18 protein-coding genes are annotated in these 13,495 nt (G+C 51.0%); 4 read left to right on the top strand and 14 right to left on the bottom strand.

All coding sequences use genetic code 11. The features are described from left to right. Positions 1-33: 33 nt before the first annotated feature. From Q0P86_RS03620 to Q0P86_RS03610, 3 genes are all read right to left on the bottom strand, one after another. Positions 34-1,161 carry a squalene/phytoene synthase family protein gene (locus tag Q0P86_RS03620; protein WP_290996184.1) on the bottom strand — a complete coding sequence of 376 codons (1,128 nt, stop codon included), beginning with the start codon at positions 1,159-1,161 and terminating at the stop codon, positions 34-36. Between the two features lie 9 nt (positions 1,162-1,170). Further along, positions 1,171-1,629: a hypothetical protein gene (locus tag Q0P86_RS03615; protein WP_295037532.1), complete on the bottom strand. Its 459-nt coding sequence runs from the start codon at positions 1,627-1,629 to the stop codon at positions 1,171-1,173. A gap of 120 nt (positions 1,630-1,749) precedes the next feature. Beyond that, complete coding sequence (locus Q0P86_RS03610; protein WP_295037530.1) at positions 1,750-2,184, bottom strand: deoxyuridine 5'-triphosphate nucleotidohydrolase; 435 nt, start codon at positions 2,182-2,184, stop codon at positions 1,750-1,752. Between the two features lie 31 nt (positions 2,185-2,215). Here Q0P86_RS03610 and Q0P86_RS03605 point away from each other — a divergent pair, with 31 nt between their 5' ends. Beyond that, on the top strand, positions 2,216-2,419 hold the full coding sequence (locus Q0P86_RS03605) for a zinc ribbon domain-containing protein (protein WP_290996193.1): 204 nt from the start codon (positions 2,216-2,218) through the stop codon (positions 2,417-2,419). A gap of 5 nt (positions 2,420-2,424) precedes the next feature. Here Q0P86_RS03605 and Q0P86_RS03600 read toward each other — a convergent pair whose 3' ends face one another. Genes Q0P86_RS03600 through Q0P86_RS03590 form a run of 3 tightly spaced genes read right to left on the bottom strand, consistent with a single transcriptional unit; the run spans position 2,425 to position 4,592 of the window. After that, positions 2,425-2,811, bottom strand: a complete 387-nt coding sequence (locus Q0P86_RS03600; RefSeq protein ID WP_291021771.1) for a hypothetical protein — start codon at positions 2,809-2,811, stop codon at positions 2,425-2,427. Then, positions 2,812-3,606: an RNA methyltransferase gene (locus Q0P86_RS03595; protein WP_290996197.1), complete on the bottom strand. Its 795-nt coding sequence runs from the start codon at positions 3,604-3,606 to the stop codon at positions 2,812-2,814. A gap of 59 nt (positions 3,607-3,665) precedes the next feature. Beyond that, positions 3,666-4,592: a sugar phosphate nucleotidyltransferase gene (locus Q0P86_RS03590; RefSeq protein WP_295037528.1), complete on the bottom strand. Its 927-nt coding sequence runs from the start codon at positions 4,590-4,592 to the stop codon at positions 3,666-3,668. 73 nt (positions 4,593-4,665) lie between these two features. Here Q0P86_RS03590 and Q0P86_RS03585 point away from each other — a divergent pair, with 73 nt between their 5' ends. Continuing rightward, positions 4,666-6,927, top strand: coding sequence for a DUF748 domain-containing protein (locus Q0P86_RS03585; RefSeq protein ID WP_295037526.1), 2,262 nt, complete (start codon positions 4,666-4,668; stop codon positions 6,925-6,927). Positions 6,928-6,965: 38 nt separating this feature from the next. Here Q0P86_RS03585 and Q0P86_RS03580 read toward each other — a convergent pair whose 3' ends face one another. From Q0P86_RS03580 to Q0P86_RS03545, 8 genes are all read right to left on the bottom strand, one after another. Then, on the bottom strand, positions 6,966-7,742 hold the full coding sequence (locus Q0P86_RS03580; protein ID WP_295037524.1) for a thiazole synthase: 777 nt from the start codon (positions 7,740-7,742) through the stop codon (positions 6,966-6,968). A gap of 47 nt (positions 7,743-7,789) precedes the next feature. Then, positions 7,790-8,194, bottom strand: a complete 405-nt coding sequence (locus Q0P86_RS03575; protein ID WP_290996204.1) for a (deoxy)nucleoside triphosphate pyrophosphohydrolase — start codon at positions 8,192-8,194, stop codon at positions 7,790-7,792. A 33-nt stretch (positions 8,195-8,227) separates the two neighbouring features. Further along, entirely contained in the window at positions 8,228-10,198 is a 1,971-nt protein-coding gene (locus tag Q0P86_RS03570) for a cellulase family glycosylhydrolase (protein WP_295037522.1), read from the bottom strand. A 108-nt stretch (positions 10,199-10,306) separates the two neighbouring features. Continuing rightward, positions 10,307-10,960 (bottom strand): thiamine biosynthesis protein ThiF, encoded by a 654-nt coding sequence (gene thiF / locus Q0P86_RS03565; RefSeq protein WP_295037520.1) that lies wholly within the window; start codon positions 10,958-10,960, stop codon positions 10,307-10,309. Beyond that, positions 10,960-11,154: a sulfur carrier protein ThiS gene (thiS, locus tag Q0P86_RS03560; protein ID WP_072978161.1), complete on the bottom strand. Its 195-nt coding sequence runs from the start codon at positions 11,152-11,154 to the stop codon at positions 10,960-10,962. The genes thiF and thiS overlap by 1 nt, the downstream gene beginning before the upstream one ends. 25 nt (positions 11,155-11,179) lie before the next feature. Further along, positions 11,180-11,851, bottom strand: coding sequence for a hypothetical protein (locus Q0P86_RS03555; RefSeq protein ID WP_295037518.1), 672 nt, complete (start codon positions 11,849-11,851; stop codon positions 11,180-11,182). 5 nt (positions 11,852-11,856) lie between these two features. Beyond that, a complete protein-coding gene (locus Q0P86_RS03550; RefSeq protein ID WP_295037516.1) occupies positions 11,857-12,165 on the bottom strand; it encodes a hypothetical protein in 309 nt (102 codons plus the stop codon). 296 nt (positions 12,166-12,461) lie between these two features. Continuing rightward, positions 12,462-12,617 (bottom strand): hypothetical protein, encoded by a 156-nt coding sequence (locus tag Q0P86_RS03545; RefSeq protein ID WP_295037514.1) that lies wholly within the window; start codon positions 12,615-12,617, stop codon positions 12,462-12,464. A gap of 169 nt (positions 12,618-12,786) precedes the next feature. On the opposite strand from Q0P86_RS03545, the gene Q0P86_RS03540 reads away from it, so the two are divergent. Together Q0P86_RS03540 and Q0P86_RS03535 are read left to right on the top strand one after the other, a co-directional pair. After that, complete coding sequence (locus tag Q0P86_RS03540; protein ID WP_291022939.1) at positions 12,787-12,978, top strand: hypothetical protein; 192 nt, start codon at positions 12,787-12,789, stop codon at positions 12,976-12,978. Positions 12,979-13,147: 169 nt separating this feature from the next. Continuing rightward, positions 13,148-13,378, top strand: a complete 231-nt coding sequence (locus tag Q0P86_RS03535; RefSeq protein ID WP_295037510.1) for a hypothetical protein — start codon at positions 13,148-13,150, stop codon at positions 13,376-13,378. Positions 13,379-13,495: the final 117 nt, after the last annotated feature.

Genomic DNA, 13,495 nt, shown 5'->3' with positions numbered 1-13,495 from the left:
TTCCGCTCAGGATGACGCTCCAAATTTCCGTTCTCAACTTTTAATTGTTTCCGCCTCGCTCTTCAATTTAGCGTAAGACTTTTCAATCCATCGATCCGAATAGAAATGCAACGTGGTTGACTTGATAATCCGCTTCACGGTATCACGGGTAATCTTGACCTTTTTCTCGGAAGCAAAGAGACTCGAACCGTCGCCAATCAATTTCATGTTCTCGGCGGCCATGAAGAGCGGCCATAGGCAGAACAGCCTCGTGCGCATCTTGACATTCGGAATCAGCTTGGTATAGGCAATCGCATCGTCCAGGTGTCCCCAGGCTTTTTTCACGAGTTCACCCATGACGGCGGCGCGGCGCTTGTCAAAATCAGCCTTCGCAGCGGCATCCGTCGGGACATTGAACATTTCATATGAATGAGCGAATCCATGCCTACGGCAGATTTCTTCGGGCACAAAGCAGACTCGGCGAGACGAATCTTCGATGCAGTCCTTCACGATGTTCGCCACCTGCAACGCAAGCCCGAAACTCACATCGAGTTTCTGCATTTCGGCCTTGCGAGCATCACCAATCAGGCAAGTATCCGCAGCAAACAAGTTCGACAACAGTTTACCGACAATACCCGCCACATAGTAGCAGTATTCGTCGAGGTCGGCGACACTCTCCAGCGTAAACCAGCCGGAACTGAGCGCCGCCTCTTGCCTGAGCGCAAACTTCGCCATGCCACGACACATTTCAATCGTCACCGCACGCACCGGAGCCGCATAGACTTCGGGCAATTCCTTCAGCAACGGAACCACCACGTGCGTATGCAGGCACAAGTTCATGTACGGGTGTTCCGACTTGCGCCAACTTTCGGGAAGCGAACGTTCAAATTTTGCAACAGCCTCTTCAGGCAGGTCCGCCGTCCTGAAAATGTCGGCAAACAGGCCCAAGACAATTTCCTTCTCGGAAGCCTTCATGTCAGGATCGTCTTCAACCGTATCGGCAATGCGCAGATACAGATAGGCAAGCAGGATACTCTTGTGAAGCTTTCCCTTCAGAACATTGATGTTGAGCGCAAAAGTTCTTGAGACCTGCAAGAGAATCTCTTCGGCGTACTTCCATGCCGCGCGGCCATCGAGGACATTTTCGCCTACTCCAATTGAATCTAGGATATTGGACATCATTGAAGGCTCCTAGTACATCGTCTCTGCGTAAACATCAGGCGGAATCTTTTTCGTCTTCGCCATCGCATTCACATATTTCCACAAACGACCGTGAGCTTCTGCATATTTCAGCTTCTTGGTAAAGCTCCAGATGGTATGGTTATGGACATCGCTCTCGCTGCGGAAATTGCCCCTGATTTCGGATTCGTAACGAACCTTACGATACTCCAAAAAATAAGCGGACTGATAAAGTTCTGCGGTCTTGCTCTTGGCGGTACGGCAAAGAACCGCTCCGACGATAAAGAACAGCGGCGATACAGCAAAACCGTAGTACCAAGGGTAATCAAGCCACTTGAAAAACACCCAGACAGCCGGAAGCGCCGATACCAACGCCATCAGAAGTGTAAAAAGAAAATCCAACGGAAGCCAATAACCACGCCACGCAGGGACATACGCCCATTTGATTCCTTTTCTGACCAATTTTTTCATGTAGCGCGGATAGGTGACGCGATAAAACCAAAAGTACAGTCCGATCCAAAAAAATACCGGAATCCAAAACCAATAATCCAAACTTTCAAGAATCTGCATACGCAGACAAATGTAGAAATTTTAGATTCCCGTGCTGCCGAAACCGCCGCGGTCTGCGCCGTCAAGCGGGCCTTCCTCGAAGGTAAGCGTCGGCTGCAGCTCCATGATGCGGAACTGCGCGATGCGGCTTCCCTTCTCGATGGTCACGTCGCGGGTGGCGTACACGGGCATTTTCCACCAGTCGTTTGCACCGCAATAACTGGAATCCACCACGCCCACCGAATTCGCCTGCAAGATGCCGAAATTCTTGAATGTGGAACTACGCGGGGCGATATGAGCCTCGTAACCCTCGGGCAACTTCATTGCGACCCCCAGGTGAATGAGCCTGAACTCCCCCGCCTTGAGTGACACCGTCTCCGCCGCAGCAAGGTCAATCCAGTCGGACTTTCCGCCAATATAAGCGAGACGCGCGATAGAATCGTCGAGATATTGAATTTTAATCGTCTGTGAAGCCATAAGCCAAATATAAATAGTTTTCAACGATGCCATGATCAGTCGCGAAATCGACGACAACTTCAACGAGGATTACTGCAAGTGGTGCTATGCCGACGGCAAGTTCGCCTACACCGACAAGAATTTGCTGCTGGACTTTTTGCTTTCGCACATGCCTAATCCGGAAAATACGCCAGATGCGGAAAGACGCAAGTTCTTCGATTCGCACCTCTCGCAATTAAAGCATTGGGCAGGCTAAACGCCTCAAATAACGGCGTCAATCTTTTCGTTCCAGTGGTCCGTGGTTTCACGGGCCACTTCGTTTCCACAGTCGTAGATGCACAGGAAGCAGATTTCGTTCACGACTTCGTAATCGGAGCCGCCATTGAACACGTTGGCGTTGCCGTATTCTTCACGGTCTTTCCACAGGTAGACCTTGCAGGAATTCTGCGCGGAAACAGACTTGCAGTATGCGGCAAGAATGTCTTCCGTGAGGTCGGCGGCATTCGTCGCAGCGCCCGCGGCTTCCGAAGTGTCGACACCAGCGGTGCCTTTCACCACCAAGGGCGACGCAAGGATTTCGGCAAGAGTTATGATACGCGAGCCTTCCTTGGCCAGAATTCGCCCGGCGATGTTGTATTCGACTTCCATTTATTTCGATTCAGTAGACTCGGCCATTTCGGCAGCCTTAGCGGCTTTCTGTGCCGCGGCCTTGTCGGCGGCCTGTTCCAGGCGGGCGGGCTTTTTCGCAAGATTACGGATAAGTCCGAACAACGCCGAAAGTTCGTTGCGGGTAGGGTGCAGGCGCTGCAAAAGCGTATTGAGGAAGTTGTCACGCCACGACTGGTCGTGATACTGGCCAGTCAAGTAGCGGTCCAGGAACTTCTTGAAGCTGTCAATCTGGTCGATGGTCGCCGGAGCCGTCTCGCAGGCCCCCTTGCTTCCGCGTTTCGCGCGACCTTCGCCATTGGCGAGCGTTCCGCTGCGGCAAAGTTCGTACAGGCCCACCGTCACCGCCTGCGCCAAGTTCAAACTCATAAGTCCCGGCACCGGGATTTCGCACTGGTACGTGCAGGCGTTCACCTCTTCGGTTTCGAGGCCACAAGATTCTCGACCAAACACAAGAGCAATCGTGCCATTCTCGGGCAACAATTCCGAAAGCCCGGGCATCATCGTGTGCTTGATGGCAGAACCGTAAATGCGGCGGCTGAAGGCAACTGCGCAGGCGCAATCGCCGATGGCATCTTCGAACTTGTGCACGATGGTCGCCTTGTCCAGGACCTCGTGGCTGTTCGGTGCCGTGTGGTAAGAATTTTCAATCACCTTGTCACGCTTCGGATAAACAATATAAAGTTCATCGAGGGCGTAGCAGTGCATGGCGCGGGCCACAAAGCCCACATTGTGCGGATGTTCCGGTTCAACAAGTACAACTCTGAATTTACGCATGAGTGAGTGGTTAGTGATTAGTGGTTAGTGATTAGTGATTAGTGGTTAGTGATTAGTGGTTAGTAAACAGGGGTTGGAGGGACGTTCCACTTGAAACCCTTGCCGCGGATTTCGTTTTCTATTATTTCGTCTTGATTGACGATGGCTCCTGGATACAAAATCGAGTGATCTATCACAGCCATAGAAGGCATTTCAACACCAGCATGGATAACGCATTTACGCATAGCACAGGCATTCGTTTCCGTATCATTGTAAAACTTACAGCCTAGCTCGTCCATTCGAGCCATGCAAGCCGACATCAGGCCTTCGGGCGAACCCATGTCAATCCAGGTCGCATGGAGCTGCGTCATGTCCACGAACGGAGCACGACCTGCCGCAATTTCTTGCTTCCAGAATTCACGGATATCAAATTCCCCGTCGCGAATACGCGAAAGGGCTTCGTCGCTGTACCACGAAACGCCCGAGAATGTCGCTGGCAAGCCCTCTTCGCTACCGAAACGGCCAACCACGCCGGCCAAGCGACCGTCCGCCCCCACGCGGAAGGTATTCACCTTCGGAAAATCGACCGCCAGCAAGGCCACCTGCGGACCGTTCGGCTGAGCCGCCAACGCCAGCGCATTTCGAACAAAAGCCTTCAAGTCAAAATTGCAATAGGCGTCACCATTCATAATCAAGAGGCCGCCGCGGTAACCTTCATTATAAATACGCTTGAGCGGACCGGCTGTCCCGAGAATATCGGGCAGTTCCACCCAAACTTTTTCAAATCCGAGAGTTTTTCCCGCTGCCACCACCTGGTCCGCCAGATAGTGCGCATTTGCGTGTAACCGAATGTTACCAATTGCACGAGCCTTTCGGGCCTGCAAATCCAAAATCGAGGCATCCACCACAGGGACGAGCGGTTTCGGCACGTCATTTGTCAGCGGGCGAAGTCGCGTCCCGAGGCCCGCCGCCAAGATCAACACATTCAGGGAATCATTTTCCATCATAAACAAAGATAGAAAATGCACCTCTAAAAAAAATTAACAAGCCGTTCCAAAGCAACAATTCTATTTTTAAAGCATGAAGAAGCGTTACATAGCCCTTATCGTTCTCACAGTTCTCTGCATCCTCCTCGTCGTAGCACTCAAAGTCGGCCCCAACATAGCCAAGAACTATATAGTCGACCACTCCGAGGAACTCATCGGTCGCAAGATGAAAATCGAAAACGTGGACTTCAGCCCGTTTTCTTTCACAGTCACCGTCGATGACTTCGCCATCTACGAAAGCGACGGCACCACACCATTCGTCGCTTTCGAAAAGTTCCGCATCAACGTGAACCCCACGCGTCTCGTCAAAAAAGAAATCAGCGTGAGCGAAATCTACCTGAAGGGCCTGTATACGCGAGTCACGCAGAAAGGCGACCAATTCAACTTCAGCGACATTTTAGACAAATTTGCAGCCGACAGCACAGCCGACTCTACCGCAGCAAATGCCAAGGCAGCCTCTGTGCAGGCGCAAGCCGCAGACACGACTCAAGCCTTGAATCTCGACCCGAACGAAATGATCGGCTTCAACGTCGCCCTCGAAAACATCACTCTCGAAAAAGGCAACATCATTTACGAAGACCTCAAGGTCGGCTCCAAGATTCACCTGGAAGATTTCTCCGTCGCCATTCCCGCCGTGTACTTCAGCAACAAGAACACCAACATCGGAGTGAACCTCAAGTTTGCAAACGGTGGCGACCTCGGCGTGAAAGTACAATTCAATATGACGACGCAGGACTTCGGCGTGAACGTGGCGCTCAACAAGCTCGCACTCGCTATCGCCAAGCCCTACCTCAAAGACTTTATCAACTACAAGGATTTTGAAGGCTCGCTCGGCGTGAACCTGAACGTCGCAGGCAATGTCAACCAGATTCTCGCCTCGAACGTAAGCGGAACCGTCGCCGTAGACGGCATCAAGCTCACCGAAACCAGTGGCAAGGTCATCGGCGTTTCTCATGTGGGTGTGGGCATCGCCAAGGCAAACCTGGAACAGATGGATTTCCGCGTTGACTCGGTTATCGTAGACGGAGCATCCGCACACCTCGACCTGTTCAAGGATGGCAAGACCAACATCGACGTCCTGCTTGAACCGATTATGAAGCCCGCCAAGAACAACTCTTCCGATACAACCGCTGTCGAAGAGCCGAATTCTAAAGAGAAATCCAAGCCTCTCAAGGCGGTTGTAAACAGGCTCGCCGTCGTCAACACCACCGTTACAGCCACGGACCACACGCCCAAGCAGCCGTTCAACTACAAGGTGAGCAACATCGCCGTCAACGGTTCAAATATCAACTTCAACACCCCCTGCGCCATAAACGTAACAGCCTCCTTCCCCGAAGGCGGATCGCTTTCGCTCAAGTACAAGGGCGCACTTTCCGACATCAGCACGATGGACGCCTACATCAGCGTGAAGAACCTCGCCCTCAAGCACTTTTCGCCGTATAGCCACCACTACACAGGCTACCCCATCAGTTCGGGCACCATGGCGTTTGCGAGCGAAAACAAGATGAGCGGATGGAACATCGAAAGCAAGAATACGATTGACATCTACAACATCGATGTGGGCGACAAGGATTCAGAGACCGACCCGGAATACACCGTTCCGATGAAAATCGGCCTCTACATTCTCAAGGACAAAAACGACAAGATTCAGTTCGACATCCCCGTGAAAGGCAACGTGAAGGATCCCGAATTTTATTACCTAAAAATCGTATGGAAGACCGTTATGAACCTGCTCGTCAAAGTCGCGCTTTCTCCGTTCAAGGTTGTCGGAAATGTCGCCGCGGCCGGTGCAGGAGTTGTCGGACTTGACCTCGGCAAGAATGACGAAATACGCATCGATCCTCTCGCCAGTTCATTCAGCAGCGAACAGTACGCCAAGGCACAAAAGATGACTGAAGCGCTCGCCAAGGACAGCAAACTCAAATTAAACTTCGTTCAGAGCTTCAACCTGAAGCGAACCGTTGACGCCTACAAGACGCGCAAGTTGAAAACAGAATTCTACAAGGCAACGCAGAACAAGACGACGCTTAATGAACTCGATGAAAAGGCTATCCAGGCTATCGCCGACAAGGACAGCGCCTACGCCGCCTACGCCGACGCACACGCCAAGGAACTCGACCGCAAGACTCTCGAAAAAGAAATCCTTGATATGGCCGAGGCCCGCAATCAGGAACTGCTCAAGACCCTACAGCAACAGCCCGGAGTCACCAAGAAGAACGTGACCGTGACAACAGCCCCGCGCAGCGCACTCACACCGAAAAAGGCGATGTACAAGGTGCAGATTGATGTGCAGTAAAAAGAGCTTAGTTGGTAGAACTTAGAGCTTAGATATATTTAGTCTCTCAAGAATCCCGTGAGCGGGTCGGAGGCGGAAGCGCCGCGCGTGAGAACGCGCCCAAGGCCTGCCAAGTAGGCTTTGCGGCCCGCTTCGATGGCAAGCTTGAAACTCTGCGCCATCATAGGTAAATCGCCTGCGGTAGCGAGAGCAGTATTCGCCATAATCGCGGCGGCGCCCATTTCCATCGCAGCACAAGCTTCAGATGGTTTGCCGATTCCCGCATCCACAATAATCGGAAGGTCGATTTCATCGATGAGAAGTTGGATGAATTCGCGAGTCGAAAGCCCCTTATTGCTTCCAATCGGAGCGGCGAGCGGCATCACGGCTGCGGCACCTGCGTTCGCGAGGTCTCGCGCCACGTTCAAATCCGGGTACATGTAAGGCATCACAACGAAACCCTCTTTCGCCAAGGTTTCCGTCGCCTTGATGGTTTCGTAGTTGTCGGGCAAAAGATACTTGGTGTCGCGCATGATTTCGATTTTCACGAAATCACCGCAGCCGAGTTCGCGGGAAAGACGCGCGATGCGCACCGCCTCGGCGGCGTTGCGTGCGCCGGACGTGTTGGGTAACAGCGTCACGCCCTTCGGAATATAATCCAGAATATTTTCGTGGTCCTTAGTATTCGCACGGCGCACCGCGAGGGTCACAATCTGTGCCCCGGCATCGCGCACCGCTGCTTCAATCAACTTAAGGGAATACTTGCCGGAACCTAAAATGAAACGGGAACTGAATTCGTGACCGCCAATAACAAGAGCATCTTTCTTTTCGTCCATAATACTTTACCTTAATCCACCTATTCCAAAATAAAATTTAGAATTTCTCAACGGCTTTCTAATGCCTCCACCACCTGCAAATCAGCAGGGAGCCAATCCACAGTACGCAACTCTGCCTGAGAAAGCCATCTAGAAGCTTCGTGTTCCAGAAGTTCCGGAGCCTTTCCGCCCGCAATCGTACATAGATAGCAATGCATGGTCACATGAAAAGCAGGATAATCATATTCCACTGTGCAGACAAAATCACCGACAAGGACATCGACGGCTAGTTCTTCCTTAAGTTCGCGAACCAACGCCTGTTCGGAAGTTTCGCCGGATTCCATTTTTCCACCGGGAAATTCCCAATAGTCCTTGTAGTCGCCATAACCTCGCTGAGTGGCAAGCACCTTGGTACCGGCCGTTCGCCATGCACCATCACAAATAATACCCGCCACGACTTCAATCGTTTTCATGGCAGGTAATTTAGAAATTTTATGGAATAAAGGCTACTTGATCACAATGCGGAAGATCCGTCCACCCTCTTGAGGCTTGACCAGGTAAGAACCAGGACGCTTGACCAGGGCGGTCATTTTCGCCTGAATGTTTACTAGCTCTGTATCAGAGAACCTTGCAATCAAACGTCCCTGCATGTCGAATACATTGTAGTTCGATACACTAGGTGAACCCAATAGAGTCGGACGATTTCCAATCACAGTTGTTGAATCCCCTGTTGAATCGGATACTCCGCACTTATCGGCTTTACAAAGTTCCAGCCAGTCGATGTTCACATAGTTGCCCACAATTTCAAGTTTGAGCACATGGTCACCCGCATCAAGATTCACCTTGCCCGCATCGTATGTAGAATAAGTTTCCCAGTCAGCGCCTTGCGGGAAAACGACATCGTCCTTGACGACCTTGTCATCCACATACAACTTAATGCCAGTATTTTCGGAAGAAGTTGCGTAGCTCACGGACAAGCCATACTCACCCGCTTCGACTACCTTCACCGTGTATTCGAGCCATTCCCCTTCCTGCGTGTAGCCGATGGCGTAGCCATTGCCCGCCTTTACGATATCAACAGCATCGTCGCGGTACTCGCCGCCCTTGTTATCGTCATCCTTGTCGAGGAATGACTTGCCTGAGCCACCGACATCGTAATTTTCGGCTTCAATTTTTCCCGGGATTGCAGCGGTAACATCCTTATAAGGCGCCTGAGGAATAACCGGCGTAACGTACACGCGGTAACCATACTTGGTATTCGTAATGTTTACCGGCACCGTAATCTTGCCGTCACTTACACCATATTCCTTGTCTGACACCGGAGTCGTCGATGGAACAGCCTTGTCCTTGTCTTCCCATACCACATATTCCACAGCCACATTCACCTTGTTTCCAAATGCAGCGGGAATCCCCGAGATATTCACGTTTACATCGCCCAAGGTATTGCCTCCAAGCACAATGCTTGCAAAGCCTTTCTTCTTGTCAAGGGCGGCAAAGCCGTCTACGCCGTCGCTCTTGTCTTTGGGCGGCGTAACCTTAGCCATGTAGCCGCTCATATCACCGTACCACTTATACAGCCACCAACCGCCGCCGCGCTCGTTGTTCTTGGTGAGCAAGCTACCCAATCGTCCCGGAAGCGGCACAAACCACCAAGAAATCATAGCGCTTTCGACACCGTGGCGTTCGAATTTGGCGATAAACGGAACAGACAGACCCGGGCAGCCTTCTTCGCTATGTTCCGTCGAAGAATATTCATTGATACTCAACGGACGCGGCTTGACATTGTATTTCTTTTCGAGATTGCGGTAGGTTTCAACAGCCCCCACAAAACCACCGCTGCCCCACTGGTGCCAGCTGACCACGTCGGGCATGCAGTTGTTCTGCGAGCAGTATTTCACGAACTCTTCCATCTTGGACGCATGGTAAAATGAATACGAAGGTCCGATAATTTTTGCACCCGGGTCAAGCTTGCGAATCAAATCATAAGTCTGTTTCCAAAGACCGGAATTAAAATCAATACCCGAAACCTTCCAGGTGTCGTTCGGCTCGTTCCAGATTTCGTAACCGTCGAAGTTCTTGTTACTTGATTTGAGTTTGTCGTTAATGACCGAAGTCACCTCGTTTTTCCAGTGATCCATGTTCTGGAACTTGTAGGGCCAACCAGGCAAGACGTCGGCCAAGCGGATCTGGATTTTGGCACCGATGCTTTCGACACGCGGGGCAACGAGGAACGCACCACCGATGCCCTGCTGGCGGCCGCTACCGCTACGCGCCGGCGAAAGAAAAACGTTCGGTTTCAGGGGCGCCACATCTTTCCCGATATCGCTCGGAAGTGTCTCAGTAAGGCCGTAAAGCGAGCCCGTGGCCACATGGGTTACCGGCTTAATGCTATCGCCTAAGCTAACGTTCAAGTTCACGGCAGCATCCGAAAATGCGGCCAAAGTCAAAATAGCAGCAAAACTGTTTATCTTTTTCATAAACATCTCCAAAAATCACCAATAAAAAAATACCCCCTTTTAAAGGGGTTTTCACATACACTTTGTATCTTTCTATGGATGGATTGTCAATGGGACCTGCGCATTTTCTTACGCAAAATCAACAATGATACGCACAACGGTCAGGGCCTGATGGGCGGCGCAGAGCATCACGCGCGGGGCGATCAAGCCGATTCCGTCATTCACATCGCTTTTGCCGTCACCACAGACATAAAAGCGCTTAGTCAGCTTGCGGGTCGTAATTGAATTTCCGCTATCGTAGCCCGCCATTCCAGAAGCCGCGACTAGGTACTTTTCAGGCATATTTTCGAGCACCGTATTCACAAGCATCGCCTTCGCCTCGGCATTGTCAAACGCCTCGCAAACCACGTCGGCCTTCGCCAGGAGCGGGACCGCATTGTCAGCAGTCACCTTTTCAAAGTGAGTTTCGTATTCCGTGTACGGGGCAATCTCTTTCAAGTTCGCAAGTAACGCCTCAGGCTTCGGCATTCCCACCTGGTTCGCCTTGTACTGCTGACGATGCAAGTTCGTCACATCGACGCAATCGAAATCAACCAGAATCAGTTTGCCGACTCCGGCCCGCGCCAAAGAAATCGCGATATTTGAACCAAGCCCGCCCAAGCCGCAAACGGCAACCGTGGCAGCCTGCAACTTGCGTACGGCGTCTGCACCTTGCCGATTTTCTAGCGCGGCAAGCATTTCTTCGCGAGAGGGGATTCTTAACTGCGAAAGTTCGACAGGCATCACCCACCGCCTACAAAGTTCACGACCTCGACGACATCGCCATCGGCAAGCACCGTCTCGGCATACTTTGCCTTCGGAACAATTTCCTCGTTCCGTTCCACAGCGATGCGCACGGTATTGTACCCCGCTTCCGCAAGGTATTCGGCAACGGTCTTCCCCGCCGCATCGACACTCTGTCCATTAATCGTAAGCATAGAACAAATATAGGAAATTAGAACATCACCCTGTACGGGAGAAGTCCTGCACGCCCTTGAGTTCCAGCAGGTTGGTGCACCGCACATCAATCCACTTACTCGCGTCACCCGCCGAGGGCAGTTCGCATTTCGAAATCACGTCGCCCTTCTTGCCTTCCTTGCGGATGTTCAGCGTACCGCCGGCACCGTTCTTCACCTGCACAAGCACGCCCGGGCCCACGATGGAATCCGTAATCACGTTCTTGAAAATCGCGTAGCCGCCGTCCTTGATGGCAAACTCGTCCTTGTCCGTAAGGCGCACGCGGATACCGTTGTCGAAACCGTTCGCAGGAATCGTGTCGCGGATAATGCGCTGGAAGTCTAGGCGGTCGAGTTCCGCATAGAGCTTGCCCTTCGTAATCTCGATGAAGTTCGAGCCGCGCTTGAGTTTTGCAGGAATGTACACCACCGACTTCTCGGGGAATGCGCTCCACGCGCCCGTCAGCGGCAGCGCCACCTCCTGGTTCTTGCCGTTGATGCTCACGAAGTGCGAGCTGCCGTTCGCGCCGTCTTCGGTCCAGTTGTTGTCGTAGCGGTAGCGAATCAGGTAATCGCCCGCCTGCGGGATAATCATCGGCAGGCGAATCTTGCTGTCTTCGTAGTTGATGTAGGCACAGAATTCCCCGTTCGATGCATCGGAGCTGCTCGAAATATCCACATGCGTCAAGGCGCCATGTTCCGCCTCGGCGCCCAGATGTCAATCATATTCAGCGCGTACTTGTAAAGCCACTGCGAAAATTCCGGCATGGCGGGCTCGCCGTTCTTCCTGTTCAGCGCATCCTCGGAAAATTGCATGAGCATGTGGTTGTCCGTCGTCGCGAGCGCATAGCCGTCCTCGTAACGGATGATGTCCGGGTCATGCCCCGCCCAGCGCGTCTCCTTCGCGTACCAATCGGCCGCAAAAGTCGAATAAGCTAAAGTAAGTATTGCCGCAGTCGTTACGACAGACGCCTTGCCAATCCCGAATTTCATTTTTCCTCGCTTTACCCACACACCACACTCTAAATTTATACACCCTTAAGCCTTTCGTCAACCATCCGACGGTCCAATGCCATTGATTTTTTCACAATAAACTACCCTGCACTGAAAGTGCAGGGTTTTAACCATTTTTTGGACAATAAAAAAAATGGCCCAAAAGTCAAGAATCTATCCAATTTTTCTGATTTTTTCAGCGTCAAACCGCTTGCGAACCCGTATAAAATAAGGTATATTCAGAAAGCAGGTCTTATAAGGGCTCTTTATGAGCCGAGGTAGAATAAAAGAAATTGCTAATCAACGAATGTAAATATCCGCTTTTTGCCTCTCTTGTCAAAGGCTTCCAATTCCTTTATTGCTTCCTTAGAGAATTTCTTCCTTGAAAAAACTCTCTGGTCGCTACATACAGCCATCAAAGCTTCCTGATTATGGAAAACAAAAATGCTCATTCCAGTACCTCCTCGACAAAATCTGATAAGTACCCCTTTAAATTTACATCTTTTCTTGACCACATGGCATATATTTCTGCAAAAAACTCATCTAAATCACCCTTTTCAGGTCTTATAAGGGCTCTTTATGAGCCGAGGTAGAATTTATATTCAGAAAAGGAGGAAGATTATGCCTGCTGAATTTACACCAAGTCCGGAATTCCTGAAGTTACTCGCACTCGTTGACGAGTGGTCTACGCACGATAAGGAATACATCTGGGAAAGCTCCCTGAAGGATGGAGCACCTCAATATGTGCACGAAGCTTTAAAAGAGCTTGTCAAGATTCAAAAGGAACTAGACAAGGAAGGAAGCTGCATCTAGTCTTATAAGGGCTCTTTATGAGCCGAGGTAGAATGTATATTGGTGATATGTAGGTTTGATTATGGCTGAACAGAAAAAAGAATTCTTCTGGAAATACGAAAGTGTCCTTGACCACGACATAACGCCGGAACAGTTCAAGTCCGTCACCGCCTTTTCCCTGGAGTAACATATGATTACACCGCAGCAAGCACTCGAAATCTTCAGAAAGCGTTACCCCAAAACGCGGGTTCTATGGATTCGTGAGCATAGTGATTTCTATTCCTTCGAAAGGCGTTCCGAAGACGGTCACTCGTATATTACAGGCGGAATCCCTGTTGTAGATAAAAAAGACGGAAGCATGTACGGAGTGCTGATTTGGAAAGAGCCTCAATTGAATAGTTTTAAGAAAATCCCTGTCTAAGTCTTATAAGGCCTCTTTATGAGCCGAGGTAGAACTTGAGGCGCAGTTCGTTCATATCCTCTAAAAAATAAACTACCCTGCACTGAAAGTGCAGGGTTTTGTATGTCGTATGCGGAT

It is taken from the genome of uncultured Fibrobacter sp., assembly GCF_946062555.1.
Classification (GTDB): Bacteria; Fibrobacterota; Fibrobacteria; order Fibrobacterales; family Fibrobacteraceae; genus Fibrobacter.
The sequence above is the reverse complement of the archived record's forward strand: the minus strand, read 5'-3'. Positions and strand labels throughout refer to the sequence as shown.

Coding starts and splice junctions, on each gene's coding strand:
- thiS (WP_072978161.1), bottom strand. CDS start 11,154: ATGCTTACGATTAATGGACAGAGTGTCGATGCGGCGGGGAAGACCGTT.
- Q0P86_RS03600 (WP_291021771.1), bottom strand. CDS start 2,811: ATGGAAGTCGAATACAACATCGCCGGGCGAATTCTGGCCAAGGAAGGC.
- Q0P86_RS03590 (WP_295037528.1), bottom strand. CDS start 4,592: ATGATGGAAAATGATTCCCTGAATGTGTTGATCTTGGCGGCGGGCCTC.
- Q0P86_RS03605 (WP_290996193.1), top strand. CDS start 2,216: ATGATCAGTCGCGAAATCGACGACAACTTCAACGAGGATTACTGCAAG.
- Q0P86_RS03585 (WP_295037526.1), top strand. CDS start 4,666: ATGAAGAAGCGTTACATAGCCCTTATCGTTCTCACAGTTCTCTGCATC.
- Q0P86_RS03580 (WP_295037524.1), bottom strand. CDS start 7,742: ATGGACGAAAAGAAAGATGCTCTTGTTATTGGCGGTCACGAATTCAGT.
- Q0P86_RS03610 (WP_295037530.1), bottom strand. CDS start 2,184: ATGGCTTCACAGACGATTAAAATTCAATATCTCGACGATTCTATCGCG.
- Q0P86_RS03550 (WP_295037516.1), bottom strand. CDS start 12,165: ATGAAATTCGGGATTGGCAAGGCGTCTGTCGTAACGACTGCGGCAATA.
- Q0P86_RS03575 (WP_290996204.1), bottom strand. CDS start 8,194: ATGAAAACGATTGAAGTCGTGGCGGGTATTATTTGTGATGGTGCATGG.
- Q0P86_RS03540 (WP_291022939.1), top strand. CDS start 12,787: ATGCCTGCTGAATTTACACCAAGTCCGGAATTCCTGAAGTTACTCGCA.
- Q0P86_RS03545 (WP_295037514.1), bottom strand. CDS start 12,617: ATGAGCATTTTTGTTTTCCATAATCAGGAAGCTTTGATGGCTGTATGT.
- Q0P86_RS03615 (WP_295037532.1), bottom strand. CDS start 1,629: ATGAAAAAATTGGTCAGAAAAGGAATCAAATGGGCGTATGTCCCTGCG.
- Q0P86_RS03620 (WP_290996184.1), bottom strand. CDS start 1,161: ATGATGTCCAATATCCTAGATTCAATTGGAGTAGGCGAAAATGTCCTC.
- Q0P86_RS03595 (WP_290996197.1), bottom strand. CDS start 3,606: ATGCGTAAATTCAGAGTTGTACTTGTTGAACCGGAACATCCGCACAAT.
- Q0P86_RS03535 (WP_295037510.1), top strand. CDS start 13,148: ATGATTACACCGCAGCAAGCACTCGAAATCTTCAGAAAGCGTTACCCC.
- thiF (WP_295037520.1), bottom strand. CDS start 10,960: ATGCCTGTCGAACTTTCGCAGTTAAGAATCCCCTCTCGCGAAGAAATG.
- Q0P86_RS03570 (WP_295037522.1), bottom strand. CDS start 10,198: ATGAAAAAGATAAACAGTTTTGCTGCTATTTTGACTTTGGCCGCATTT.